This window comes from Mycobacterium sp. BMJ-28, assembly GCF_054404835.1.
In genome coordinates this window covers 6,082,701-6,109,188 of sequence record NZ_CM136783.1, presented here as the reverse complement: position 1 = coordinate 6,109,188, position 26,488 = coordinate 6,082,701, and the positions used below count along the sequence as shown (strand labels likewise).

The following is a 26,488-nucleotide window of genomic DNA, read 5'->3' as shown; positions in this document are numbered from 1 at the left end:
GCGCAAAATGCCCGCCGCCGGCGGCGTGTCGGTGTGCAGACCCGCACACTCGCGACCGGTGAGCTAACTGCAGACCGCGCCGACCGCCGCCGACCCCACCAGTTTGGTGTACTTGGCCAGCACGCCGGTCTTGTAGACCGGGGGCAGCGGCTCGAAACCGGCCTTGCGGGACTCGAATTCGGCCTCGTCGACCAACAGGTCCAAGGTGCCGTTGGCGACGTCGAGACGGATCCGGTCACCGTCGCGGACGAAGGCGATCGGCCCGCCGTCGACGGCCTCCGGCGCGATGTGCCCGACGCACAGGCCCGTCGTGCCACCGGAGAACCGCCCGTCGGTCATCAGCAGCACGTCCTTGCCCAGCCCGGCACCCTTGATGGCGCCGGTGATGGCCAGCATCTCGCGCATACCGGGACCGCCCTTGGGGCCCTCGTAACGGATGACGACGACGTCGCCGTGGGTGATGGTGCCGTCCTCGAGCGCATCCAGCGCCGCCCGCTCCCGCTCGAAAACCCGTGCGGTGCCCTCGAACACGTCGGAGTCGAAACCTGCGGACTTGACCACCGCACCCTCGGGCGCCAGCGATCCGTGCAGGATGGTGATGCCCCCGGTCGGGTGGATCGGGTTGTTCATGGCGCGGAGCACCTTGCCGTCGGGGTCCGGCGGCTCGATGTGCGCCAGGTTCTGGGCCATCGTCTCACCGGTGACGGTGAGGCAATCCCCGTGCAGCAGGCCGGCATCGAGCAGCGCGCGCATCACCACCGGCACGCCGCCGATCTCGTCGACGTGCTTCATCACGTAGGCGCCGAACGGTTTCACGTCGGCCAGGTGCGGGACCTTCTGCCCGACCCGGGTGAAGTCCGCCAGCGTCAGTTCGACCCCGGCCTCCCACGCGATGGCCAGCAGGTGCAGCACCGCGTTGGTGGAACCGCCGAACGCCATCACCACGGCGATGGCGTTCTCGAACGCCTCCTTGGTGAGGATGTCGCGGGTGGTGATCCCGCGGCGCAGCATCCCGACCACCGCTTCGCCGGAGCGGCGCGCGTACTCGTCGCGGCGCTTGTCGATGGCGACCGGAGATGCACTGCCCGGCAACGACATACCCAGTGCCTCGGCGGCCGAGGCCATGGTGTTGGCGGTGTACATGCCGCCGCAGGCGCCCTCACCCGGACAGATGGCGCGCTCGATGATGTCGACATCCGCACGCGACATCAGCCCGCGCGCACACGCCCCGACCGCCTCGAAGGCGTCGATGATGGTGACTTCCTTCTCCGAGCCGTCGGTCAGCTTGGCCAGGCCCGGCATGATCGAGCCGTTGTACAGGAAGACGCTTGCCAGGTTCAGCCGCGCAGCCGCCATCAGCATGCCGGGGATCGACTTGTCGCAGCCGGCCAGCAGCACCGATCCGTCGAGGCGCTCGGCCTGCATCACGGTCTCGACGCTGTCGGCGATGACCTCGCGGGACACCAGCGAGAAGTGCATGCCCTCGTGGCCCATCGAGATCCCGTCGGACACCGAGATGGTGCCGAACTCCAGCGGGTAGCCGCCGCCGGCGTGCACACCGGCCTTGACGGCCTGCGCCAGCCGCTGCAGGGACATGTTGCAGGGGGTGATCTCGTTCCACGACGAGCCGACACCGATCTGCGGTTTGGCCCAGTCGTCATCGCCCATCCCGACGGCGCGCAGCATGCCGCGGGCGGCGGTCTTCTCCAGGCCGTCGGTGACGTCGCGACTGCGGGGCTTGATGTCTGGGGCTGAGGACATGGGAGTAAGTATGCCTTCGGGGTCGTTACCGGCCCAAACCAAATTCGCATACCCCGCAGGGGTACCCGGTAGGGTGGTTGGCATGCGCGTTGTCCTCCCGGCGGTCCTGACCGCGGCCGCCTTGGCGCTGGGCGGCTGCGCCGGCAACGAGCCGGCCGCGCCCGCCTCGACCGGCCAGGCGCCGGTGATCACCGAGGCGCCCGCCGGCAGCAATGCCGAGGACACCGCATTCGGCACCAATCTGATGCAGCTCCAGCAGCAGGCCATCGAGCTGGCCGGGCTGGCCCCCAGCCGGGCGGCCGACGCCCGGCTGGTCACCCTGGCCGCGACCATCGCCGCCGGGCAGCAGAGCGAACGCGACACCGTCAAAGTGCTGTTGGTGCAGTGGAACGACGGTGCGGGGCCGCCCGCAGCGCCGAACCCGGCGGCGCCCGGCGCACTCGATCCGGCCACCGTCGGGCGGCTCGAGTCGCTACACGGCAAGGAGTTCGACACACTGTGGTTGCAGTCGATGCTCGGCCTGCACCGGGCCGTCATCGAGCTGGCCCAGACCGAGATCACCGGCGGGCACAACGTCGACGGCCAGACCCTGGCTCGCTCGATCGAGGCCACCCGTCAGGCACAGATACAGCAGATGCAGCAGATGGTGGGGTGACCAGTGGAAAATGTGAACGCCGGTGAGCACGGCTACTCGCCGCAGAAGGACAATTACGCCAAACGGCTGCGCCGGATCGAGGGGCAGGTCCGCGGCATCGCCAAGATGATCGATGACGACAAGTACTGCATCGACATCCTCACCCAGATCAGCGCCGTCAACAGTGCGCTGCAGTCCGTCGCCCTTGGCCTGCTGGATGAGCACCTGGGTCACTGCGTCACCCAGGCGGTCGCCGAGGGCGGGCAGCAGGCCGACGCCAAGCTCGCCGAGGCGTCGGCGGCCATCGCCCGGCTGGTCCGATCCTGAGCCAGGGCTGCGCAAACATCACAGTCGGTAACGCCGTACGCCCGGCCGGCGATTAAACCCCCAGGTCAGTGGCGTCGGCCGGGTGGAGAAGAGGGGTTCGCCCGGCCTCGCCAGGGCTAAAAGGGTCCTGGCGCTGTGCCACACTGGTCAGCAGAAATGTACTGGAGGTGACGCATGTCGCAGCGGACGAGACGTAGGCTCGCCAGCGCGATTTTGGCGACCGGAGTGGTCGCCGGATTCTGTATCGGCAGCCCGTCTGCCTGGGCGGATCCCGAGATCGCACCCGATCCCGGTGTCGTCGACGCCCCGCCCGCGCCGGCACCGCCGCCACCGCCTGATCCGTTCGCGTTCCCGCCGGCCCCGGCCGATCCGTTCGCGCCGCCACCCGTCGACCCGCTGGCCCCGCCGCCGGCCGACCCGCTGGCCGCGCCGCCCCCGGTCGACCCGTTCGCCCCGCCCGGTGTCATCCCGACGGGCACCCCGGCCGGACAGAACCCGCTGCCCTACACCGGCCAGCCGGTGTTCGCGCCGCCGACGTTCAACCCGACCAACGGATCCATCGCCGGTGCGGCCAAGCCGATCTACATCAACTTCGCCCGCCCGATCGCCGACCGCCAGATGGCGCAGGACGCGGTGCACATCTCGTCGGTGCCGCCGGTGCCCGGCCGGTTCTACTGGACCACCGACACCCAGCTGCGCTGGCGGCCGCTGGCCTTCTGGCCGGCGGGCACCGTCGTCAACATCGACGCCGGCGGCACCAAGTCCAGCTTCCGGGTGCCCGAGCAGCTCATCGCGACCGTCGACGACGCCACCCACCAGATGACCGTGACGCGTAACGGCAAGGTGGAGAAGACATTCCCGGTGTCGATGGGCCGACCCGACGGTAAGCACGAGACCAAGAACGGCACCTACTACGTGCTGGAGAAGTTCCCCGACATCATCATGGACTCCTCCACCTACGGTGTGCCGGTGAATTCGGCCGAGGGCTACAAGCTCAAGGTGCAGGATGCCGTGCGCATCGACAACAGCGGCATCTTCGTGCACAGCGCCCCGTGGTCCGTCGGTGACCAGGGCAAGCGCAACGTCAGCCACGGCTGCATCAACCTGAGCGCCGCGAACGCACAGTGGTTCTACGACAACTTCGGCAGCGGCGACCCCGTCGTGGTGAAGAACTCGAAGGGCACCTACAACGCCCCCGACGGTGCGTCCGACTGGCAGATGTTCTGACCTCTCGGCATCGCAAAATCCCCGCTTCCGGCGGGGATTTTGTGTTTTCCGGCGGGCGCCGACGGTAGGCCCAGAGGGAGTCCGGATGTCCAGAGACATTTGTGCGCGGCGGTCGACTCCGTACCGTCAATGCCCGACGCCCGCCGATGCGTTGCCGACGCCCTGATTTCCGATCGTGGTGTGCCGCAGCACCAGTCGTGGCTCCAGCACCACGTCGATGCGCTCGGTTCGGCCGCGGTCGAGCCGCTCGACCACGGCGGTGACGGCGCGCTGCGCCTGCTGCCCGGGTTCCTGACTGACCGACGTCATGTCGATGTGGGCCAGTCGTGCGAGCACGCTGTCGTCGTAGCCGGCGACGGCGATCTCGCCCGGCACATCCACGCCTGCGCGCAACAGTTGGTCGAGCAGGCCGATCGCGCTCTGGTCGTTGGCCGCGACGACCGCCGTCGGTCGCTGCGCCCGCTGGAGTAGGCCGTCGGCGGCCTGCATACCTGACCGCTCGGTGAGATCGCCCTCGATGACATCGATCTCGTCGGCAAGACCGTGCCGTTTCATGGCCCGCGTGTAACCCGTTCTGCGGTCGGCAGGGATGGTGCCGGGACCGCCGCCGAGATGACTGATTCGGCTGTGGCCCAACGCCACCAGGTGGTCGACCACCTTGCCGATACCGCGGCCGTCGGCGGTGCGCACCACGTCGACGTCCTGGCACGTCGTGCGCCGGCCCACAACGACGACCGGAGCGCGCGCGGCGAGTCCGGCCATGATCGCCTCGTCGAGTTCCGGGCCGAGCAGAATCAGGGCTTCGCACCGGAAGCTCAGCAGTGTCTCGACGACGGTCGGGGCAGCGTGGGTTGGCGTGACGGCGCCGAGCACCACCTCGTAGCCGTAACGGTCGGCTTCGGCGACGATGTGCTCGACCAGTTCGGCATGAAATGTGCTGCGAATGTTGGCCATCACGCCGATCAGATGGGTGCGTTTGGCCGTCATCATCGCGGCGGCACGGTTGACCCGGTAGCCGAGTTCATCGGCCGCGGCCAGCACCCGCGCCCGGGTGTCGGCGCTGGGACCGGCTGCATTGCGGAAGACCAAGGACACCAAGGCTTTGGAGACACCGACCCGGTCGGCGATGTCCTGCATGGTCGGGCGGTCGCTGGCGGGCACGCAATTCCTCCGGGGGCTTGACAACGCGTTGTGATGCCGCTCATAGTAACGGAACTAGACCGGTCAAATAGATCGGTTCAAAGAGTCGGATCTCCAGGAGTGAAAGCAGTGACGAAATCATCGATCGGGGTTGCCGTCATCGGCGGCGGAATGGCGGGACGCGCCCATGCCGCCGGCTACCGGACGGCGTCCACCCTCTTCGGCACCGACCGCCCGGACGTGCGACTGGTCGCCATCGCCGACACCAATCATGCCGTTGCCGACGACACGGCCACCCGATACGGCTACCAGCGCGCCGAGTATGACTGGCACGCCATCGCCGACGCACCCGACATCGACGCCGTCAGCGTCGTGGTGGCCAACCACCTGCACCGCGAGATCGTGGCGGGCCTGCTGGCGGCGGGCAAGCACGTGCTGTGCGAAAAGCCGCTGGCGCCCTCGCCGGCCGACGCCGAGGCGATGGTCGCCGACGCCCAGCGCAGCGACCGGGTGACCGCTGTCGGATACACCTACCGCCGCGCACCCGCCACCGAGCAGATCCGGCGCGAACTCGCCGCGGGTGCGCTGGGTGACCCGGTGCACTTCAACGGGCACTACTGGTGCGACTATGCCCTCGATCCCACTGCTCCGATCACCTGGCGGTTCCGCGGTGGCCCGGGCACCGGTGCCCTCGCCGACGTGGGCAGCCACCTGCTCGATCTGGCCGAGTTCGTCTGCGGACCCATCACCGAGGTCTCCGGCGCAGTGTTCAGCACGGTGATAGGGCACCGACCGGTGCCGGTCGGGGTCACCTACGGACACACCAAGGGTGAGGTCAGAGACGAACTCGCCCCGGTCGAGAACGAGGACATCGCCACCTTCACGGCACGTTTCGACAGCGGCGCGGTCGGCACCTTCTCCGCCAGTCGGGTGGCCTACGGGCTGCCGGACGGACTCGGGTTCGAATTGTTCGGCTCCGCCGGCTCCGCCGGCTCCGCCGGCTCCGCCGTCTTCGACCTCCACCGCGCCGGTGAGTACACCGTCAATGACCGCCGGGTCCTGATCGGTCCGGAGCATCCCTATATCCGCGGCGGGCTGCCGATGGATGCCGGCGGAGTCGGCCACGGCGTCGCCGATATGTTCGCGTTCCAGGCCCGCGCCTTTCTCGACCAGATCGCCGGCATCGATGTTCTGGGACCGCTGCCGGGCTTCGAGGTCGGCCTGCGGGGCCTGCGCGTCGTCGCCGCGATCGCCGAATCAGCCCGCGCCGGCGGCGAAACCGTCAAAGTCATTTAACAAGAAAGGGTTCAGCGATCATGAAGCTCGGTGTCTACACCGCCATCCTGCACGACCTACCACTGTCCGAGGCGCTGCAGGTCATCTCCTCGCTGGGTCTCACCGGTGCCGAGATCAACGCCGGCGGGTTCTTAGCCACCCCGCACCTGCCGGTCCGAGAGTTGCTCGCCGGCGAGGTGACCCCGGCCGCCTACCTCGCCGAGTTCGACGGCACCGGAGTGGACATCGCCGGCCTCAACTGCAACGGCAACCCGCTGCACCCCGACCCCGAGGTCGGCCCCGAGGATGCCGACGATCTGCGCAACGCCATCCGGGTGGCCGGACTGCTCGGGGTGAACCGGGTGGTCACCATGTCCGGCCTGCCCCAGGCGCACCCGGGTGGGCGCTGGCCGGCGTGGAACGTCAACACGTGGGACTCCGGTTACCTGGATTCGCTGGACTACCAGTGGGACGAGATCGCCGTGCCGTTCTGGTCCGAGATCGATGCCCTGGCAAGGGAGAACGGCGTCACGGTCGCCATCGAGATGCATCCGCAGAACCTGGTGTTCAACCCCCCGACCCTGCGCAGGCTGGTCGAGCGCGTCGGGGCCACGAATGTGGGCGCAGAGATGGACCCGTCACACCTGTTCTGGCAGGGCATCGACCCGGTCGCCGCGATCGAATGGCTCGGGCCCTTGGTGGTGCACGCTGCCGCAAAGGACACCCGGATCAACCCCAACTGCAGCGTCTACGGTGTCCTCGATGAGCGATTCACGCGTATACCGTTGCGTGACAACCCCACCGGCCTCGGCGGCCGGCACGTGGTGAACAAATGGCCCGAGGACTCGGCATGGGATTTCGTGGCCGTCGGGCAAGGGCACGATGCCGACTTCTGGTCGCGTTTCCTGCAGGCACTGGAGCGGGTCGACCCTGACATGTGGGTGAACATCGAACATGAGGACGTCGCGTTCGGACCGCTGGAGGGCCTGACGGTCGCCGCGGAAACCCTCAAGGCCGCCAACTCGGCGACCGTGAGCTGAGCGAAAGGATATGGCAATGAGGCCATTACGGATGTCGGTGGCGGTGTTGTTGGCGGCTGCCACGCTCGCGGCGTGCTCGGCGACCGGCGGCAAACCACGTGAGACCTCGGGTGGAATGTCGGCCGGTCGAGCCGACACTCCCCGGTTTACTGTCGCCATGGTCACCCATGGGCCGCCCGGGGACACGTTCTGGGATCTGATCCGCAAGGGTGCAGAGACGGCTGCCGAGAAAGACAACATCGAACTGAGGTACTCGGCGGAACTCCAGGGTCCTGACCAGGCCAACCTGGTCCAGAACGCGGTCGACAGCAAGGTCGACGCCATCGCGGTCACCCTGGCCCGGCCTGATGCGCTGAAATCTGCTGTGCAGCGGGCGGTCGGAGCCGGAATCCCGGTGGTGGCGCTCAACGCCGGCATCACTGCGTGGCGGGATGCCGGCGCCAAGGCGTACTTCGGCCAGGACGAGGAGATCTCCGGTGAGGCCGCGGGTAAACGGCTGGCCGAGGACGGAGCCAGAAAAGTGCTCTGCGTCATCCAGGATCAGGGCAATATCTCCCTCGAATCCCGTTGTGCGGGTGTGCGTAAGGGGTTCGGTGAGGCGGTGGAGACCCTGAACGTCAACGGCACCGACATGCCATCGGTGCAGTCGACCATCACCGCCAAGCTGCAGCAGGATCCGAGTGTGGATTACATCATGGCGCTGGGCGCCCCGATTGCGCTGACCGCCGTCGAGAGCGCTGCCAGTGCCGGTAGCACGGCCAAGATCGCCACCTTCGACACCAACGCGGCACTGGTGGACGCGATCAAAGGGGACAAGGTCCAGTGGGCCGTGGACCAACAGCCGTTTCTGCAGGGGTACCTCGCCGTCGACACACTGTGGCTGTACCTGAACAACGGCAATGTGATCGGGGGTGGGGAAGCCACCCTCACCGGGCCGGCTTTCATCGACAAGACGAACATCGACGCCGTCGCCGACTACGCGAGGAACGGGACCCGATGAAGATCGCCCTTGATCCGACGCCGTTCCACCACGACTATGACCTGCTCGAATTGCCGCGTGTGGTGGCCGAATTGGGCTTCGAGTACCTGCAGCTGACCCCGCACAAGGACTTCATCCCGTTCTACAACCATCCGCGTGCCGATGACGCCCTGGTCGCTGCGTTCGGCAAGGCCTGCGCCGACGCCGGTGTCGGGATCGCCTCGGTGCTGCCGGTGCTGCGGTGGTCCCACCCCGACCCCGACGCCCGCGAAGCGGCGGTACGCAACTGGAAGCGCGTCATCCAGATCACCGTCGACCTCGGCGTCAACGTCATCAACACCGAATTCTCGGGCCGCCCGGAAAAGGCCGAGGAATCCGAGCGCGCGTTCTTCCGGTCCATGGAGGAACTACTGCCGATCATCGAGCGCGAAGGCATCGACGTCCGCATCGACCCGCACCCCGACGATTTTGTCGAGGACGGCCTGGAAGCGGTACGGATCATCCGCGGGGTGAACTCCCCCAACATCGGGTTCGTCTTCGTCGCCAGCCACTGCTTTCATATGGGAGGCACGACGGGCTCGAACATGACCGAGATCATGCGCGCCGCCGGGGACAAGCTGCGGCTGGTGCACGTGGCCGACACCATGGACCACCACCGCAGCCATGGCCTGCGCTACATCACCAACCCGCCGGGCAACCCGGTGCGGGTGCACCAGCACCTCAAGATCGGCGACGGGGATGTCAACTGGGACGAATTCTTCGGCGGCCTGGCCGAACTCGGGTTCTACGACCGTGACGACACCGTCATGGTGTCATCGGTGTTCGCCGAGGACGAGACCGCGCACGAGGTCTCGGCCTACCAACTCAAGACCATGACCGAATACGTCGCCAAATTCCGCCGAGCGGGCTAGCTCCAGATGCGCACCCGCAGATCGGGTTCCAGGTACAGCTCGTCGGACTCGGCGACCTCGAAAGCGTCATAGAACGCATCGATGTTGCGGATGACGCCGTTGCAGCGGAACTCCGGCGGGGAATGCGGATCGGTGGCCAGCCGGCGGATCGCTTCGGCGTCGCGGGATTTCGTGCGCCACACCTGCGCCCAGCCGAACAGCACCCGCTGCACGCCGGACAGGCCGTCGATCACCGGAGCCTCCTTGCCGCCCAAGGAGAGCTCGTAGGCCAGCAACGCGATGGACAGCCCGCCCAAATCGCCGATGTTCTCGCCGACGGTGAACGCTCCGTTGACATGGTGACCGGCATCCAGCGCCCGTGGCGTGAACGACTCGTACTGCTCGATGAGAGCTTTTGTGCGCAGGCCGAATTCGGCGCGGTCGGCGTCGGTCCACCAATCCAGCAGGTTGCCGTCGCCGTCATACTTGGCGCCCTGATCGTCGAAGCCGTGCCCGATCTCATGGCCGATCACCGCGCCGATCCCGCCGTAGTTGGCGGCGTCGTCGGCGTCGGCGTCGAAGAACGGCGGTTGCAGGATGGCCGCCGGGAAGACGATCTCGTTCATGCCGGGGTTGTAGTAGGCGTTCACGGTCTGCGGGGTCATGAACCATTCGTCGCGGTCCACCGGGCCGCCCAGCTTGGCCAACTCGCGGTCGTACTCCACCGCATAGCCGCGCTGGTAGTTGCCGTACAGGTCGGCACGGTCGATGACCAGCGCCGAGTAATCCCGCCACCGGGCCGGATAGCCGATCTTCGGGGTGAACTTGTCCAGCTTGGCCAGCGCACGGTCCCGGGTCTCCGGGGTCATCCAGGCCAGATTGGTGATGCTGACCCGGTAGGCCTCCCGCAGGTTGGCCACCAGCTCATCCATCCGCGCCTTGGCGGTGGGCGGAAAGTGCTTGTCCACGTAGAGTTTTCCGACGGCATCGCCCATCAGATTCTCCACCAGGGCCACCCCGCGCTTCCACCGGTCGCGGATGGCCTCGGTGCCCGACAGCGTGCGGCCGTAGAAGTCGAAGTTCTCGGCCACCAGTGCGTCGGTCAGCAGCGAGGCCCGCGACGAGATGACCCGCCAGCGCAGCCACGCCTTCCAGTCCGCCAGCGGCTCGCCGGACCACAGTGCGGCGAACGCGGTCAAGAAGTCGGGTTGGCGCACCACCACCTCGGCCGGACTGACGCCCAGCGCACCGGCCCATCCCGGCCAGTCGAATCCCGGTGCCTCGGTTGGTAATTCGGCGAATTTGCGCAGATTGTAGGTGAGGTCGGCGTCGCGGCGCTTCACCACATCCCAATGCGCCGCGGCCACCTTCGTCTCCAGCGCGACGATGCGCGCCGCGGTGCCTGCATGGTCACCGTCCTGGTCCACCAGCGCCAGCATCCTTGCGATATGCGCGGGATAGGCGGCCAGGATCGCGGCATGCTGCGGATCCCGGTAGTACGACTCGTCGGGCAGGCTGAGCCCGGACTGCGAGAGGTGCAGCAGGTAGCGCGTCGAATCCTTGGAATCGGTGTCGACGTACACCCCGGTGCCACCGCTGACACCGGTGCGCTGCAACCCGGCCAGCACCGCCGCCAGCGAGTCCGCGTCGGCCGCGGCGTCGATCGGCGCCAGCTCGTCGAGCAGCGGGGCCAGCCCGCGCCGATCCACGGTCGCGGTGTCCATGAAGCTCGCGTACAGGTCACCTATGCGTTGCTGATCGCCGGCGCCACCGGACTCGGCGGACTCCAGGATGAGGTCGCGCACCTGCTCCTCGGCGCGGTCGGCCAGGGTGCGGAAAGCACCATCGGTGGCGCGGTCGGCGGGGATCTCGTAATCGGCCAGCCAGCGGCCGTTGACATGACCGAACAGGTCGTCCTGCGGGCGGACCTCGGTGTCGACGAAGCTGAGGTCGATGCCTGAAGAAATGGTTGACGTCACTCTCGCATCCTGCCAGAAGTCGGCCGGGCGCCTCCCGCGAAGACCGGCTGGATCAGCGGCAGCAATCGGGGCAGGTAGCCTCACGGCCATGCCTGACCAGCTCATCGAAGAGCCGCCGGCGCCGGCGCCCACCATCGGCCGCTACGGCATCGCCTCGGCGGTGCTCGCCGTGCTCGCGGTGGCAGCCGCCGTGCTGGCCGCGATGATCTGGTCGGGGCACCGCGGCGACGCCGGTGAGCTGGCGTACCGCACCCGCGTGCTGCAGACCGCCGCGGATTGGACCGGCGTGCTGGTCAACATGAACACCGACACCGTCGGCGGCAACCTGCAGAAGCTGCGCGACGGCACCGTCGGACAGCTCAACGTCGAATTCGACCAGACCGTCGAACCGTTCAAGCAGGTGGTGGCCAAGCTGCAGGCGCAGACCGTCGGGCAGGTGGAATCGGTGTCCATCGAGGCCCTGCACCACCAACCCGGCGCCGGCGACAAGCCCCCCGCCGACCAACCCGAGCTGGCGGCGGTGTCCTCGCGCACCGACACCGTGCTGGTGGTCGCGACCTCGGTCAGTCAGAACGCCGGCGGCAAACCGCAGACGGTGCGCTGGAATCTGCGCCTCGGCGTTTCCGATGTGGACGGCCGGCTGCTGATCTCCCGACTGGAGACCATCCGATGAGCAACCGGCTGCGCGTTGCGCTCTTCGACATCCTGGCCCCGCTCGCGGCCATCGCCGCGCTGCTCTATATCGGCGCCGCACTGGCGTGGCCGCTGTGGTGGGTGTCGGTGTGCTCGGTGCTGTGCGTGCTGATCGTCGAGGGTCTGGTGGTCAACGCGGTGCTGTTCCGCCGCGACGGGGTCACCCTGGGCACCGATGACGACGGCCCGGTGCTGCGGCTGGCGGTGGCCGCCGGCGCGGCGCTGACGCTGAGCGCGGCGGTCATCGTCGGCTACACCGGCTGGACGGTGCCCGACCGCAACCTGCACAACGACAGCGCAGAGGTGGTGGGCATCGCCAGCAGTGTCGCCGAGGCATCGGCGACGTTCACCCCGAGCAGCCCGAACGCGTCGATCGACCGCGCTGCGGCGTTGATGACACCGAATCGGGCCCAGTCCTACCGGACCGAGTTCGCCGCGGTGGCAAAGGATTTGACGAGCCGCAACGTCTCGGGTCAGGCCCAGACCATCTCCGCGGGCGTCGAGGCGATCGGCCCGTCCGATGCCAGCGTGGCGGTGGTGATGCGGGGCACGCAGAACGCACCAGGGAAGCCGGCCGACGTCGCGGTGCTGGCCCTGCGGGTGGTGCTGGCCAAGGATGGCGGCAAATGGCTGGTGGCCGACGTGACGCCGATCAACGCGCGCTGAGCCGCGGCGGGAACGTCAGCGGGCGTCGCGCTGGGCGCGGATCTTGGCGAACCGGTCCGAGAGCCGGCGCATCCGCACCATCATCGACGCCGTCGGGCAGTTGAGGCCGTCGAGCCATCCGGTGAACTCGTCGGCGGGTACGCCGATGCGTGACGCGAACTCGTGCGGTTTCAGTCCGGAACGCTCCAGCAAGAGCCGGACATGATGGGCCACTTCGGCGCGTTCGGTGGCCTCCAGATGGGCCCGGGCCTTGTCCAGCACCTCCGACAATGCGGCCGAAACACCGTAGGGCTGCGCGGTTTCGAGCACCTCTTCGACCTGGCGTGCGGTCCGGCCGAACGGGTCGCGTTTGATCGCGGTCGCGATGCGCTGCCACACCGACAGATCGTCGTTGTCCAGGGCGGCGCGGATCGCGGAGGTGGGCCAGAACTCCACCGGTCGGTCCCCGGTGGGCACCGATGCCTGCGTGGGCTTCGCGGCCACCGTCACCTCGTCTCCTCAAGCATCGCCACGGCGACGGACAGGCAAAGCTGCCGGACCGCGGACCAGTCGTTATCGGACGAAGTCAGTGCTTCGTCCGGGTTGTCCACCGGGCGCGGGTCGGCCAGACGCCTGATCAGCTGGGTGGCCACCCACTGCGACGGCGGGCGTGCTCCAGCGTAGTACCGGTCCATCGCGGCCAGCACCGCAGCCGCGTTCTGGGTGTCCATCGAGGTGGCCAGGCCGGCGAAATCGGCGTAGTCCTTGGCGCTGTTGCGGGTCATGATGAGGTACCCCTTGAGCCGCAACGTCTCGGCTCCGGTCGGGATCAGCAGCCGGTCACCGGTGGGCAGCGCCACGTTGGTGGTCTCCATCGGGCTGCTGCGTTCCATCTGGGACGGATTCTCCGCGGCGATGTCGAGCGCGTCCAGGGCGACGGCCAGCCGGCCCCGCCACATGGTGACCGGATGTACCGGCTTGGTCACCGACTGCGTGGTGGCGCCGGTGCCGCGGCCCGAACCCACCCCGGCGAACCGGCGTGCACCGGCGAGCTGGGCGACCCGGGGCCGGCAACCGCTGAACACCAGTGGATCGGCAACAATGATTGATTGCGGCGCAAGCGATTTGAGCTTGGCGGAGGACTTCATCACCACACGCAGATCGCCACCGGGGGTGACCAGGCCGGAGATGTCGTCCGGGATGAGCACCAGATCGCCGATGTCGATCTTGGGCAGCGGCTTCTCGAAGTCGACCGACGGCAGGATGCGGTCCAGCCACCCCGGCAGCCACCAGTTCCACTGGTCGAACATCGCCATCAGGGCGGGCACCAGCACCAGGCGCACCACCGTGGCGTCCACGGCGATGGCCGTCGCGCACGCGACGCCGAGCTGGGCCACCAACGGCATGCCCGCGAACGCGAAACCGATGAACACCGCGATCATGATCAGAGCCGCACTGGTGATGGTGCGGGCGCTGGTGCTCACGCCGTAGGCGACCGCGTCGCGGGTGTGATTGGTCTGCAGGAACCGCTCCCGGATCCGGGTGAGCAGAAAGATCTCGTAGTCCATCGACAAGCCGAAGGTCATGGCCAGCACCAGCGGCGGAATGGTGCTGTCCAGCGAGGCCAGCGGCGCGAACCCGAGGTCCTCCAGCCAGCCCCACTCGAACACCACCACCAGGCTGCCGTAGGCCGCGGCCACCGACAGCACCGTCATCAGCACGCCCTTGAAGGCCAGGAACACCGACCGGATCGAGATCAGCAGCATCACGAACGCGATGACGGCGACGAACAGGAAGACCCACGGCTGCATGGCCGACACCTGGTCGTCGAAATCCTTGATCAGGGCGGTGGGGCCGCCGACATCGACCCGCACACCGTCGGTCTGGAGCTTCGGCAATTCGGTACGCAGCCAGTCCACTGTCCGGCGCGCACCGAGATCCTCCGGGTCGACCGACAGCACCGCCGAGAGCAGGGCGTTGCGGTTGTCCTTGCCGAACACCGGCGGGGACACCGTCGCGACATCGGGTGCCTGGGTGATCCTGGTGCGGATCGCCTCCACCACGGCCGCCGACTGCGGCGCGTCGGCGTTTCCGTCCGGGAAGGTCACCAGGATCCGCACCGGACCCAGCGCCCCCGGCCCCAGCGCTTCGGCGGCTGCGTTCACGCCGCCGCGGATCTCGTGGCTCGGGTCGAACTGGCGCAACATGCTGTTGCCCAGCGACATCGCGAAAGCCGGTGCGGCCATGGTCAACAGCAGCATCGAGGCCAGCAGCGCGGACAGCCAGGGCCGGTGCATCACCCAGCCGGTCCACCTGGTCCAGAACCGGGACTGGGTGGTGGCCGGCCGGCGGGACCAGTGCAGCAGAGCCGACCGTTTGGCCGCGGCCCGGCCGAAGGTGGCCAGGACGGCGGGAGTGAGCGTCGTGGAAGTGAGCACCGCGATGGCGACCGCGAGAATCGCGCCGGTGGCCATCGAACGCAGCACCGGGGTGTTGATCAGGTAGATACCGGTGACCGAGGCGATCACGGTGAGGCCGGACAGCACCACCGCCAGACCCGAGGTGGCCATCGCGGCATCGGTGGCCTGGGCCGGATCCCGGCCGGCCCGTAGTTCCTCCCGGAACCGCATCAAGATGAACAGCGAATAGTCCACGGCCAGTGCGATACCGAACATCGACACCGTCGAGGTCACGAACACCGACATCGTCGTCACCGTCGACAACAGGAAGACGACGCCCATCGTGACCACGACGGTGCACACCGCGAGCACCATCGGCATGGCCGCGGCGGCCAGCGAGCCGAACACCGCCAGCAGCACGATGAGCACGACGGGCATGTTCCACTGCTCGGCCTGGGCGATGTCGTGTTTGGTGGCGGTCTGGGCCGCGGCGCCGAGCGCGCCCTGGCCGATGACGTACAGCCGGACCTTGCCGTCCTGAGTCTGTCCGGCCTGGTCACCGACGATGCCGACCTTGGTGCGCAGCTGTTTGGCGATGTCGACGGCGCCGCTGTTGTTGAAGTCCAGCTGCAGGGTGACCACGTAGGGGCGGTCCGGTGCGGGTGGCGGCTGGGCACCACGGGCGGCGGGTGATCCGGCCGGCGCGGCCGGCACCACCTTCACCCCGGGCACCTCGGCGCCGATGCGCTGCAATTCGGCGACGGCGGCGTTCATGTCCTCGAACGACGCATCCGCGCGCGGCACGGCGACCAGCGCCAGTGGCGACGCGCCCTGTTCGGGAAACTGCTGTTCGAGCTGGCGCTGGACATACAGCGACTGGGATCCGGAAACCTCGAAGCCGCCGCCGGTCAAATTGTCCGACTGGCTGACGGCGAGGTAGACAGAGGGCGCGAGCAACAGCAGCCACACGACAAACACTGCCCAGCGATATCTGCGCAGGCAGCCGCTCAAGCGCATCATGAACTGCTGGATGGCGAGCCTCCGCCTCTCTCCCCGCTCGTCTGGTAAGCCCGGAGCCTACCGCAGCAGCCTGTGTCCCGACCCGCCGTGAACGCAGCTGTGACCGGCCCGTGAGCATGTCGGTCTCCCGGCGCTGCCGCGCCGGCGCGGAGACGGTGACCCGACCTGCCGCATTCCGCACCAACGCTGTGACCTGGAAGTTTGCTGCGCCGATTTCTCGCGGTTCCGCGGGGATGGCATCATGGCCAGGGTTGTTTGCGGGTCGGGGACTCACCATGCTGCCGCAGGGCGGCTGAAACGGCTAACGAGCTGCCGGTCGGCACTGTCCGTCGACCGGTGCGGCGGTAGTCACCGTGAAGGAGTGACCCATGACGAGTACTTCCAGGGCGACGCGTTCGCTGCGGCGCGCATTGGCCGGCGCGTTCGCTGTAACTGCAGTCGGTGGTGCGGTGACGGTCGCATTGTGCACCCCGGCGGCTACCGCGGCGGCCGATCCGTGCGCCGCCAGCCAGATTGCCAAGACCATCGGCTCGGTGGCCAACTCGACGGGCAACTACCTCGACGCGCATCCCACCACCAACCAGGCGCTGACCACCATCGCGCAGATGCCGGCCGGGGCGCAGTCGCTGGCCGCGGCCAAGACCTATTTCGACGCCAACCCGCAAGCCGCCAAGGACATGCAGCAGCTGCAGCAGCCGCTGGTGTCGCTGTCCAGCCAGTGCCGGCTGCCGATCACGCTGCCGCAGCTGATGGGGCTCATGCAGGCGGCCCAGAACCAGGGTGCCGGCGCACTGCCGGGGCTCGCCCCTGGAGGTTTGCCGGCGGCCCCGGCGCCGGCCCAGTCCCTCGGCGCGGCCGGGACTCCGGCGGCCACCGCGCCGGTGACCGTCGCGCCGACTTCCGCGGGCGGATCGGGCACCGGACCACTGCCCGGACCCGCCACGGCGGCCACCCGCTAGCCGTTCCGGCCTCCCGATACCCCAAATTCAAGCGGTGCGACCTGCGTGTTTCCACTTTCTGAGGATTGGTTGTCAGCAAGCCGCGAAAGTCCATGGGGATTCTGCTTAGCTTCTTTGTGTCGGTAACCGTCCGCGGCTGCCGAACCCGCAGAACCTGGAGAATTCGGTAAGGAGCTTGACCATGTTGCTCTCGGCTCGTGCTGCTCGGCGCGCGGTTGCTGGCGCAGTAGGCACCGGCGCACTCGCCGGTGCAATGTTGTTCGGTGCCATCCCGTCGGCGCTTGCCGACGACCCGGCGAACAATCCGCCCAATTGCACCGCCGGCGACCTGGCTCAGGTGGCGGCGGGGGTGTCGGCAGGCACCTCGGCGTACCTGTTCACCCATCCGGACGTGAACTGGTTCTTCACCAGCCTCGAGGGCCTGCCCCGCGAAGAGGTTCGTGGCCAGGTCACCGATTACCTCGACAAGAACCCGCAGACCAAGGCGGACCTGACCGGTATCCGTCAACCGCTGGTGGATCTGAAGAACCGCTGCGGTGCGGCACCGGCGCCTGCCATACCGTAGGAAGCGTGCCTGGCGCGCTTGATTCAGTTTCCCCGGAGAGCACCGGTGGTCGCATGGTGCTCATGGTCGACGACGACCCGGACGTACGAACCTCGGTAGCCCGCGGGCTACGGCATTCGGGGTTCGACGTCCGTGTCGCGGCCAACGGCAAGGAAGCGCTGCGGCTGCTGTCCACCGAAGCGCATGACGCCCTGGTGCTGGACGTGCAGATGCCCGAACTCGACGGCGTCGCGGTCGTGACGGCGCTGCGCGCGCTGGGTAACGACATCCCGATCTGTGTGCTGTCGGCCCGCGACACGGTCAACGACCGGATCGCCGGGCTGGAGGCGGGGGCGGACGACTACCTCACCAAACCGTTCGATCTCGGCGAGCTGGTGGCGCGGCTGCACGCCTTGTTGCGCCGGGCCGGCCATTCGGACCGGCCGTCGGACACCATGACGGTGGGGCCGCTGACCATCGACACCGCGCGGCGGCTGGTCTACGTCGACGGTGACCGCGCCGATCTGACCAAGCGCGAATTCGATCTGCTGGCGGTGCTCGCCGAGAACGCCGGCGTGGTGCTGTCCCGGCAGCGGCTGTTGGAGCTGGTGTGGGGGTACGACTTCGACGTCGACACCAACGTCGCCGACGTGTTCGTCTCCTACTTGCGGCGCAAACTCGAACGGGACGGCCATCCGCGGGTGATCCACACGGTCCGCGGGATCGGTTACGTCCTGCGGGAGGAGGCGTAGCGCGTGCGGCTGCCCCGTTTCGGTCGGTCGGCATCGCTGCGCACCCGGGTGGCGGTGGCCTCCGCGGTCGCCGCCGCCGCCGTCGTCGCCGGGTTCACCATCTTGACCTCGGTGGTGCTGGCCAGTAACGACGATGCGCAACTGGACCGCCGCCTCGATTCCATCGTCGAGGCGAGCATGTTCCCCGAGCAGCTCTCCGATCCCAAACGCGGCGTGCTGACCACCGGCCGGTCGCTGTCCACCGGGCAGGTGGTGTTCCAGCGCGGCTTCCAGCTGCCGTCGCTGCCGCCGGGCACCGACACCGTGGCGGTCAACGGTGTGGACTACCGGGTGCGCACCATCAGGATGACCCAGCAGGCCGGTAATGTGCTGGTGTCCATCGGGATCCGCGCCGACAGCATCTTGCTGAACCGCGCCAGGATCCCGTTCTACACCGCGGTCGGGGTGTTCACCGTATTCGTCGCGGGCGGGCTGGGTTGGTTACTGGCCGGCCCGGCGGTGCGGCCGCTGCGCAGACTCACCGAGCAGACCACCCGCCTGGGCGGGGGCAACGAGCAGATGCCCGCGGTCACCGGCGCGCGCGAGGCCGAGGAACTCTCCGATGCGATGGCCGGGATGCTGCGCCGGCTGGACGCCGCGCAACAAGCCACCACGAATTCCCTTCAGGCGGCGCAGGATTTCGCCGCCAACGCCGCCCACGAGTTGCGTACCCCGCTGACCGCCATGCGCGCCGATCTGGACACGCTGCGCATCCACAACCTGCCCGACGAGGAGCGCGACGAGGTGGTGGCCGACCTGCTGCGGGCGCAGTTGCGGGTCGAGGCCACCATCACCGCGCTGGGTCAACTCGCGTCCGGTCAGCTGGCGCAGGCCGAGGACCGTGAGCCGATCGACGTCACCGATCTGCTCGACCGGGTGGCGCGGGAGAACATGCCCGCAGGCCGTGCCGTGCACATCGCGGTGGAGGCGGACGACGATCTGGGCACGGTGTGGGGCTGGCCGGGTGGACTGCGCTTGGCCGTGGACAATCTGGTACGCAACGCCGCAACCCACGGTGGTGCCAAACATGTTGTGCTGTCCGCACATCGCCGCGCCCACACGATGGACATCGTCGTCGACGACGACGGCGCGGGTGTGCCCGTCGATGAGCGGGACATCGTGCTGGGCCGGTTCGCCCGGGGCAGCAACGCCGCACCGGGAGGCTCGGGTCTGGGGCTGGCGCTGGTCACCCAGCAGGCCGAACTGCACGGCGGCGAACTGACTCTGTCGGACAGCCCGCTGGGCGGCCTGCGCGCCACCCTCACCATCGGCATCTCGGCGCCGGTGGACCCCGACGCCACCGTCCCGGTCAGGAGCGGGATGCAACCTTGGCGGCGGCGCGCCAGCCGAGTAGCAGGATGGCGGTCGTCAGGGATGCAACCACCACAAAGCTGACTGCGGTGCCTGCGGATGTCGCCTTGCGCAACAACATTCCGATGGCCACCGTGCACACCCAGATGACGATCCCGGTCGGTTTGATGGCGGTGGGCCGCTGCCAGCCGCGCGCCGCCAGCCAGCCGATGACGGTGCCGGTGAGGAACGGCCATGCCGTCTCGGCCACACCGTGCAGCGTCACCCCCTCGGCGTGGCTGCGCCGCCCGATGGCGCAGAACACGATGACGGCCACCGCGTCGGCCGTCGCGGCGGCCAGGACAGTGTTGCGTTTACTCACCCGGATAGTCCATCACATCGGAAACCAATGGGGCGACCCCGGTTTCGTCGCGGGGCGGGATACCGGGCCGCAGCGGCGCGGGCTTGCCGGCCATCAGCGCGTCGAAGACGTCGATGCTCGCGGTCTGGGCGGTCAGCCGGAACGAGGGAAAGACGAACGGTAGTCCGTTCGAGTGCAGCGGGTCGGGGCCGTCCATCACATGGAAATGCAGGTGCGGCGCATCGGAGTTGCCGGTATTGCCCAGGTTGCCGAGCACCTCGCCGCTCTTGAGTTGTTGTCCCGGTGCGACTTTCACGCTACCGGTCTTCAGGTGGGCATACAGTGCATAGTTTCCGTTGCCGAGGTCCTGCACCACATGGTTTCCGGCGTACTGGTCCAGCACCAGTCCGGCCGGTGCCTTGCCCGGTACCTGTTCGGGCAGCCCATCGAGGACGGCGACCACGGGCCCGTCGGCCACGGCGTGGATGTCGGCGCCGAAGTACGGGTAGCCGGCCAGTTTGGCGGGATCGCCGGCGACCAGCCGATTGCCGGCGTCGAGCCGGACGTAGTCGATGGCAAAGCGCTCGGCCGCCCACAGCTGCCCGTCGATCGGATTCAGCGCCATCCGGTGCGGGGTCATCTCGCAGCAACCGTTGGCGTCCAACCATTTCGGTCCGCGCAACGGTGGCGCGATCGCTATGGGTTTGCGGGTCTGCACCTGCACCGGGGCCACCGTCTCGGTCAACACCGCGGGCAGCAGCGGGGGGTCGGGCTGGGCGACCGTTACCGTTACGGCGTGCTCGAGTTCGGCCGGGACGTTACCGGACGCGACCGTGGCGTCGATCCACACCGCGACGGTCTGCGCCGGGCCGATGACCGTGGTCGGTTTCGCGCCTGCGCCCAGCACCCGGGTCCAGTGCGCCAGCGCGTCCGCCGACAGCGACAGCAGTGTCGCCCCGTTGCCCTGCACTTTGACCGTCTGCACCGTGGCGTCCTGGTTGAGCGTGTTGGTCAGCAGCAGTTCATAGGCCAGATGGGTGCGCCCGTCGGTGGCGGGTACCGGGACGGGCGCGGCCACCACCCGGGCCAGCAGCGGGGTGACCATCGGAGTGCCGGGCGCGGCGGCCGACGTCGGGGTGGTGACCGATCCGGTATCCCGCGACGAGCTGTCGCCGCCGGAGCAGCCGGCCGTCACCGCGATAGTGCTGAACAGGATTGCCGCCCAACGGTTCCGGTGCATCAGGCGTCCGGATGCCGCGGGTTCTCGGGATCGGATGTGAATGTCAGCTCCTGGTTCTGGCTGGGGGTGGAGTCACTGTCCGGGTCGATGTTCATCTCGGCGCGGAACATGACGAAGAAGACCACCCACCCGATCGCCGAGATGAAGATCCAGCTGACCAGGCGGTAGATCAGCATCGCCGAAATCGCCTGTGCCAGTGTCATTCCGCTGGAAACCAGACCGGGAACCAGGACCGCCTCCACCACCAGCAGCCCACCCGGCATCAGCGGGATGGAGCCGACGGCGCGGGCGGCGGCGTAGGCCACCGTCAGGCCCGCGAGCGACGGGTGACCGCCCGCGGCGTAGGCGGCGAACGCCAGGCACGCCACATCGGCGATCCAGTTGAACATCGACCAGCTGAACGCGTTGCTCAGGGCGCGGCGGCTGAGGCTGACCGACTCCAACTGGCACAACATCTTGCGCCAGCGGGCCAGGCCGGTGTCGACCGGCCGCCCGCGCACCGAGTTGAACCAGGACAACAGCCGCACGCCGATACCGTCGATCTGCTGCGGGTTGGCCGCCACCGTCTGCGCCAGCACGAGCAGCGCGATGAAGCCGCCCAGGGTGAAGATCAGCGACAGCGGGTTCCGGCTGGCGCCGAGCAGGAACGCCCCGCCCAGACCGAGCAGCGCAAGGCCCACCACCTGCAGCACCCCGGACATCACCAGCTGCCAGGACGCCACCACCGGGGACGCACCCCAGATGCGCTGCTGGCGGTAGACGAAGGTGGCCGACAGCACCGGGCCGCCGGGCAGCGTCGTCGACAATGCGTTCCCTGCGTAGAACGCGGTCTCCGAGCGCCACTGCCGGACTTCCACCCCGGCCGAGCGCAGCAGGGTGCGCTGAATTTGGGCGAAGCTGTGCATCGAGGCCATCGCCGCGGCCACGGCCGCCAGCACCCACCACCAGTTCGCCGACAGCAGGCTTTTCCAGGCTTTGGCCAGCTGATCCCACACCAGGACCAGCTCTGCGGTCAGCACCACCGCGGCGATCCCGATGACGGCCCAGCGCACCCACCAGTACTTGCCGCGGGAGCGGCCTTCCTGGTGGCGGGCGTCGTTGATCGGCGCGTCGTCGTGCGACACGCCTATCAGGGTAGTGGCCGATGTCGTGCGGAAACGCACGTTGGACGGGCGCGCCGCGCCGTTACGCTACCGGGCATGACGTTGTCGCCTGGTGCACTCACCGCAGATCCGCTCGCCGACGAGTCGGTGAGCCCGCTGATCCGCAAGGCCGCCGCCTGGTCGTGGCGGTTGCTGGTGATCGGCACGGCGGTGGTCGCGTTGCTGTGGGTGATCACCCATCTGGAGCTCATCTTCGTGCCTGTCGCGCTGGCCGCCATGCTGGCCGCGTTGCTGCTGCCCGCCGTGGACCTGCTGGTGTCACGCCGGGTGCCGCGCGGTGCAGCGGTGGCCACGGTGATCCTCGGGGCGATCGCCGTCGTCGGCGGCATCATGTCCTTCGTGGTGAGCCAATTCGTCACCGGCGCACCGGGTCTCGTCGAACAGGTGACGCGCAGCATCGACGGGCTGCGGATCTGGCTGATCGAGGGGCCCGCGCATCTGAGCAAGGATCAGATCGACCACGCCGGTGACTCGGTCATCACCGCGCTGCGGGAGAACCAGGCCAAACTGACCAGCGGGGCGCTGTCCACGGCGGGCACCATCACCGAGATCGTCACCGGCGCGCTGCTGGTGTTGTTCACCCTGATCTTCCTGCTCAACGGCGGCCGCGACATCTTCGCCTTCGTCACCAAGATCTTCCCGGTGACGGTGCGCGACCGGGTACGCGACGCCGGCCGGGCCGGATTCCGGTCCCTGATCGGCTATGTGCGCGCCACCTGCCTGGTGGCGCTCGTGGACGCGGTCGGTATCGGCACCGGTCTGGCCATCATGGGTGTGCCGCTGGCGCTCCCGCTGGCCTCACTGGTGTTCCTCGGTGCGTTCATCCCGCTGGTGGGTGCGGTGCTGACCGGCGGTATCGCGGTGATCGTCGCGCTCATCGCCAAGGGCTGGGTTTACGCCCTGATCACCCTCGGCCTGATCATCGCGGTACAGCAGCTGGAAGCCCATGTGCTGCAACCGATCGTGATGGGTCGCGCGGTGTCGGTGCATCCGCTGGCCGTGGTGTTGGCGATCGCGGGCGGAGGTGTGCTGGCCGGCATCATCGGTGCCCTGCTGGCGGTGCCCACCGTCGCGGTGCTCAACAGTGCGGTGCGGGTGCTGCTGGCGTCGGACCCGGACGCCGAGGAAGCCCTGCTCGCCGCGCAGACACCGGGAGCCGACCCCGACCCCGATTCCGGGGCCGGGGAGGAGCCTGTCTAGAGCCTGCCCTCGCGGCGCAGCAGGTCGGCGGCGCTGAGCCCGCCGCTGCGGCGGGTCGGGGCATCGTCGGTCGTGTCGCGCACCTTGGAGGTATCCAGCTTCTCGGTGGCATCGGCGTCCCGCTGCGCGGGAATGGCCGTCGTCGGCGCGTTACCGCTGGGATCGCCCATCGCGACCGTGGGCTGTGCCGACGGGCGCGGGGGCGCGCCGGCTGCCGGCGGCGTCCCTTGGCTGCCGCCACTACGCAGATCACCCAGCCATGATTCGATCTCCCGCTTGTCGCGCGGCTCGCTCCGGGAGGCACGCGGCTCCCCGCGCGGGACGCGCTCGGTCGGGTTGGCGCCGGCGTTCACCGCGTTGCGGGCGGCGTCGATGGCGACGGTGGCGGGGGAGTCGGGCTGCGCGGCGAACCGTGTCGTCGGCGGTTCCGGTGCGGGTGCCGTCGGGATCCGGGTGGTACCGGCGGCCGACGGTCCGGCCGGGCGCACCGGCGGGCGTCCACCCACCGGCGGTGCCGGGATGGCCGGATGCGTCGGATCGTGCACGGGCGGGGCGAGCATCGGCGCTCCGGCACCGACCAGGGCGGCCGGATCCGGTGCCGGACCGTCGGATTCGCGCAACGTGGGCCGCTTGCGCTCGTCGGGCAGTTCCACCTCGCCCAGGCCGATCCGTTCCTGCACCCGCTTCATCCATTGCGGTGCCCACCAGCAGTCGTCGCCCAGCAGCTTCATGATGGCGGGCACCAGGAACATCCGGATGACGGTGGCGTCCAGCAGCAGCGCGATGAGCAGGCCGAAGGCCAGGTACTTCATCACCACCAGGTCGGAGAACGCGAAGGCGGCAACCACCACCGCCAGCACCAGGGCGGCGCCGGTGATCAGGCGGCCGGTGGTGGCGGTGCCGATCCGGATGGCCTCGGCGGTGGACAGGCCGCGTTCGCGGGCCTCCACCATCCGGGACACCAGGAACACCTCGTAGTCGGTGGACAGACCCCAGATCACCGCGATGATCAGGCCGATCATCGGCGCCAAGAGCGGCTGTGGCGTGTAGTTGAACAGCCCGGAGCCGTGCCCGCCCTCGACGAACATCCAGGTCAGGATGCCCATCGTGGAACCCAACGTCAGCGCGCTCATCAACGCCGCCTTGATGGGTAGCACGATCGAACCGAACGCCAGGAACATCAGGATGGTCGTGGTGAGCACCAGGATCACCGCGATCAGCGGCAGTTTGTCGAACAGGGTCAGGATGCTGTCCTGCGCCAGCGCGGACGTGCCGCCCACCAACACCGTGGTGCCACGAGGTGGCGTCAGCGCCCGCAGTTCCTCGATCCTCTTGGGGGCGTCACCGCTGTTGACCAGCCCGTTCTGCAGTACCCGCACCGACGGGTCCTTGGACCCGCCCTCCTGCACCGAGCGTTCCTGCCACATCTTCGACGGGTTGTCGGTGCCGGAGAAACCGGACACCGTCTGGGCCTCGGCGCGGATCGCCGCGAGCTGCTGGTCGGTCACCGGTTCGCCGTTGTCGCTGCGGATCACCAGGGTGAGCGGTTCGGTACGGAAAGCGGAGAACTCCTTGTCGAACTGTTCCTGGGCACTACGGACCGGGTTGTCCGGCGGCAGGTACTTCTCACTGAGGCCGCCGAGTGCGAGCTGGCCGATGGGTATGACGAGCAACGTCATGACGATCAGGATGGGCGCGGCAAAGGCTATGGGCCGCTTCATCACCATATTGACCAGCCGGCCCCAGAAGCCTTTTTCCACCTCTTCGCGGGTCTTGGTCTTCTGGGTCTTCTCGATGAACCAGTCGATGATCTTGCGGGAGAACGGCCAGTTCGCCAGGAATGGCACCCGCAGCAGGGTGCGCACGCCGAGGGCGTCGACGTTGGTACCGAGGATCGCCAGCGTCGCGGGCAACACGCTGATCGACAGCAACGCGGCCAGTAGCACCGACGCGATGACCGCGTACGTGATGGATTTCAGGAAGCCGAGCGGGATGAGCAGTAGCGGCAGAATCGACGCCACGATGATCACCGAGGAGAACGCCACGGTGCGGCCCGACGTCATCACCGACCGTCGCACCGCGGCCTCGACGTCGTAGCCTTCGGCGAGTTCCTCCCGGAATCGGCTGACGATGAACAACCCGTAGTCGATGGCGATGCCGAAGCCCATCATCGTGACCACGGGTTGCGCGAAGTAGTGCACCGGCCCGAATTCGGCGGTGAGGCGCAGGATGCCGAGCGCGCCGCCGATGGTGAGGCCGCCGATGATGGCGGGCAGGGCCGCGGCGACGGCGCCGCCGAACACGAAGAACAGCACCACGGCCACCAGCGGGATGATGACTACCTCGGCTCGTTGCTGGTCGGTGCCGATGGTGCCGGTCAGTTCGCTGGCCAGCGGATTCAGGCCGGCGAGTTTGATATCGCCGCCATTGATCTTCTCGAGGTCGGGCTGAACGGTCTGGTAATTCTTCAGGATGGTGTCGTCGTCGTCGCCCTTGAGCGGGATGCTGACGAAGGTGTGGCGCAGATCCTGCGTCTTCATCTGGCTGACGGTCGGGTCGGTGGTGTCGGGGGCCTTCAGCCAGCCCACCCAACCGACGATCTGATCCGGGTGATCCTTGACCACCTGGTCCAGCTCGCCGACGACCTTCTTCTGCCAGTCCTTGTCGGTGACCTTCTTGTCGTCAGGCGGTGTCAGGATGGCGACCACGTGGCTGGTGCGGTCGCGGCCGTACACCTCGTCGCTGAGCAACGACGCCCGCACCGATTCGCTGCCCTCGTTGTAGAAACCGCTCTGGGTGACGTGCTGACCGAGGCTCGCCCCGAACACGCCGCCACCCAGGCACAGTGCGACCATGACACCGATCACTATGTATCGGAATCGGTACACCGTTCGACCCCACCAGGCGAACACGTCAGCTCCTTAATATGCT

23 protein-coding genes are annotated in these 26,488 nt (G+C 68.3%); 14 read left to right on the top strand and 9 right to left on the bottom strand.

Annotated elements, in window-relative coordinates; genetic code table 11:
• Positions 1–63: 63 nt before the first annotated feature.
• A complete protein-coding gene (gene ilvD / locus ACXPWS_RS30175) occupies positions 64–1,761 on the bottom strand; it encodes a dihydroxy-acid dehydratase (RefSeq protein ID WP_458710166.1) in 1,698 nt (565 codons plus the stop codon).
• A gap of 82 nt (positions 1,762–1,843) precedes the next feature.
• Here ilvD and ACXPWS_RS30170 point away from each other — a divergent pair, with 82 nt between their 5' ends.
• From ACXPWS_RS30170 to ACXPWS_RS30160, 3 genes are all read left to right on the top strand, one after another.
• Positions 1,844–2,416, top strand: coding sequence for a DUF305 domain-containing protein (locus ACXPWS_RS30170; protein WP_458710165.1), 573 nt, complete (start codon positions 1,844–1,846; stop codon positions 2,414–2,416).
• Positions 2,417–2,428: 12 nt separating this feature from the next.
• A complete protein-coding gene (gene ricR / locus ACXPWS_RS30165; protein ID WP_458713752.1) occupies positions 2,429–2,722 on the top strand; it encodes a copper-sensing transcriptional repressor RicR in 294 nt (97 codons plus the stop codon).
• Between the two features lie 174 nt (positions 2,723–2,896).
• Entirely contained in the window at positions 2,897–3,949 is a 1,053-nt protein-coding gene (locus ACXPWS_RS30160; RefSeq protein ID WP_458710164.1) for a L,D-transpeptidase, read from the top strand.
• A 126-nt stretch (positions 3,950–4,075) separates the two neighbouring features.
• Here the strand turns inward: ACXPWS_RS30160 and ACXPWS_RS30155 are convergent, their stop codons facing one another.
• On the bottom strand, positions 4,076–5,086 hold the full coding sequence (locus ACXPWS_RS30155) for a LacI family DNA-binding transcriptional regulator (RefSeq protein WP_458713751.1): 1,011 nt from the start codon (positions 5,084–5,086) through the stop codon (positions 4,076–4,078).
• A 132-nt stretch (positions 5,087–5,218) separates the two neighbouring features.
• Here ACXPWS_RS30155 and ACXPWS_RS30150 point away from each other — a divergent pair, with 132 nt between their 5' ends.
• The 4 genes from ACXPWS_RS30150 to ACXPWS_RS30135 are packed head-to-tail and all read left to right on the top strand — an operon-like array spanning position 5,219 to position 9,294.
• A complete protein-coding gene (locus ACXPWS_RS30150) occupies positions 5,219–6,385 on the top strand; it encodes a Gfo/Idh/MocA family protein (RefSeq protein WP_458710163.1) in 1,167 nt (388 codons plus the stop codon).
• 20 nt (positions 6,386–6,405) lie between these two features.
• Complete coding sequence (locus ACXPWS_RS30145) at positions 6,406–7,404, top strand: sugar phosphate isomerase/epimerase family protein (RefSeq protein WP_458710162.1); 999 nt, start codon at positions 6,406–6,408, stop codon at positions 7,402–7,404.
• Positions 7,405–7,420: 16 nt separating this feature from the next.
• Entirely contained in the window at positions 7,421–8,404 is a 984-nt protein-coding gene (locus ACXPWS_RS30140) for a sugar ABC transporter substrate-binding protein (RefSeq protein ID WP_458710161.1), read from the top strand.
• Positions 8,401–9,294 (top strand): sugar phosphate isomerase/epimerase family protein, encoded by an 894-nt coding sequence (locus ACXPWS_RS30135; protein ID WP_458710160.1) that lies wholly within the window; start codon positions 8,401–8,403, stop codon positions 9,292–9,294. Before ACXPWS_RS30140 ends, ACXPWS_RS30135 begins: the two co-directional genes overlap by 4 nt.
• On the opposite strand, the gene ACXPWS_RS30130 is transcribed toward ACXPWS_RS30135, so the two are convergent.
• Positions 9,291–11,252, bottom strand: a complete 1,962-nt coding sequence (locus tag ACXPWS_RS30130; RefSeq protein ID WP_458710159.1) for a M13 family metallopeptidase — start codon at positions 11,250–11,252, stop codon at positions 9,291–9,293. The genes ACXPWS_RS30135 and ACXPWS_RS30130 overlap by 4 nt on opposite strands.
• An 88-nt stretch (positions 11,253–11,340) precedes the next feature.
• Here ACXPWS_RS30130 and ACXPWS_RS30125 point away from each other — a divergent pair, with 88 nt between their 5' ends.
• Positions 11,341–11,925: a hypothetical protein gene (locus ACXPWS_RS30125; protein ID WP_458710158.1), complete on the top strand. Its 585-nt coding sequence runs from the start codon at positions 11,341–11,343 to the stop codon at positions 11,923–11,925.
• Positions 11,922–12,611, top strand: a complete 690-nt coding sequence (locus ACXPWS_RS30120) for a hypothetical protein (RefSeq protein ID WP_458710157.1) — start codon at positions 11,922–11,924, stop codon at positions 12,609–12,611. Before ACXPWS_RS30125 ends, ACXPWS_RS30120 begins: the two co-directional genes overlap by 4 nt.
• Before the next feature lie 15 nt (positions 12,612–12,626).
• Here ACXPWS_RS30120 and ACXPWS_RS30115 read toward each other — a convergent pair whose 3' ends face one another.
• Both ACXPWS_RS30115 and ACXPWS_RS30110 read right to left on the bottom strand, forming a co-directional pair.
• A complete protein-coding gene (locus tag ACXPWS_RS30115; RefSeq protein ID WP_458710156.1) occupies positions 12,627–13,100 on the bottom strand; it encodes an XRE family transcriptional regulator in 474 nt (157 codons plus the stop codon).
• Positions 13,097–16,009 carry an MMPL family transporter gene (locus ACXPWS_RS30110; RefSeq protein WP_458710155.1) on the bottom strand — a complete coding sequence of 971 codons (2,913 nt, stop codon included), beginning with the start codon at positions 16,007–16,009 and terminating at the stop codon, positions 13,097–13,099. Before ACXPWS_RS30110 ends, ACXPWS_RS30115 begins: the two co-directional genes overlap by 4 nt.
• A 368-nt stretch (positions 16,010–16,377) precedes the next feature.
• Here ACXPWS_RS30110 and ACXPWS_RS30105 point away from each other — a divergent pair, with 368 nt between their 5' ends.
• The 4 genes from ACXPWS_RS30105 (at position 16,378) to ACXPWS_RS30090 (ending at position 19,698) form a co-directional block, all read left to right on the top strand.
• Positions 16,378–16,968, top strand: a complete 591-nt coding sequence (locus ACXPWS_RS30105) for a hemophore (protein ID WP_458710154.1) — start codon at positions 16,378–16,380, stop codon at positions 16,966–16,968.
• A gap of 181 nt (positions 16,969–17,149) precedes the next feature.
• Positions 17,150–17,533: a heme-binding protein gene (locus ACXPWS_RS30100; RefSeq protein WP_458710153.1), complete on the top strand. Its 384-nt coding sequence runs from the start codon at positions 17,150–17,152 to the stop codon at positions 17,531–17,533.
• A 53-nt stretch (positions 17,534–17,586) separates the two neighbouring features.
• A complete protein-coding gene (locus tag ACXPWS_RS30095; protein WP_458710152.1) occupies positions 17,587–18,264 on the top strand; it encodes a response regulator transcription factor in 678 nt (225 codons plus the stop codon).
• A 3-nt stretch (positions 18,265–18,267) separates the two neighbouring features.
• Complete coding sequence (locus tag ACXPWS_RS30090; RefSeq protein WP_458710151.1) at positions 18,268–19,698, top strand: sensor histidine kinase; 1,431 nt, start codon at positions 18,268–18,270, stop codon at positions 19,696–19,698.
• Here ACXPWS_RS30090 and ACXPWS_RS30085 read toward each other — a convergent pair.
• From ACXPWS_RS30085 to ACXPWS_RS30075, 3 genes are read right to left on the bottom strand one after another with little or no spacing between them, the layout of a single operon-like run.
• Positions 19,613–19,975, bottom strand: a complete 363-nt coding sequence (locus ACXPWS_RS30085; protein WP_458710150.1) for a DUF3054 domain-containing protein — start codon at positions 19,973–19,975, stop codon at positions 19,613–19,615. The genes ACXPWS_RS30090 and ACXPWS_RS30085 overlap by 86 nt on opposite strands.
• Positions 19,968–21,194 (bottom strand): M23 family metallopeptidase, encoded by a 1,227-nt coding sequence (locus tag ACXPWS_RS30080; RefSeq protein ID WP_458710149.1) that lies wholly within the window; start codon positions 21,192–21,194, stop codon positions 19,968–19,970. Before ACXPWS_RS30080 ends, ACXPWS_RS30085 begins: the two co-directional genes overlap by 8 nt.
• The gene (locus ACXPWS_RS30075; RefSeq protein ID WP_458710148.1) at positions 21,194–22,318 is read right to left on the bottom strand and encodes a lysylphosphatidylglycerol synthase transmembrane domain-containing protein; all 1,125 of its coding nucleotides are present in this window, start codon (positions 22,316–22,318) and stop codon (positions 21,194–21,196) included. The genes ACXPWS_RS30080 and ACXPWS_RS30075 overlap by 1 nt, the downstream gene beginning before the upstream one ends.
• Positions 22,319–22,393: 75 nt before the next feature.
• Between ACXPWS_RS30075 and ACXPWS_RS30070 the strand changes: the two genes are divergently transcribed.
• The gene (locus ACXPWS_RS30070; RefSeq protein WP_458710147.1) at positions 22,394–23,557 is read left to right on the top strand and encodes an AI-2E family transporter; all 1,164 of its coding nucleotides are present in this window, start codon (positions 22,394–22,396) and stop codon (positions 23,555–23,557) included.
• Here the strand turns inward: ACXPWS_RS30070 and mmpL3 are convergent.
• Positions 23,554–26,469, bottom strand: a complete 2,916-nt coding sequence (mmpL3, locus tag ACXPWS_RS30065) for a trehalose monomycolate exporter MmpL3 (protein ID WP_458710146.1) — start codon at positions 26,467–26,469, stop codon at positions 23,554–23,556. The genes ACXPWS_RS30070 and mmpL3 overlap by 4 nt on opposite strands.
• Between the last annotated feature and the right edge of the window lie 19 nt (positions 26,470–26,488).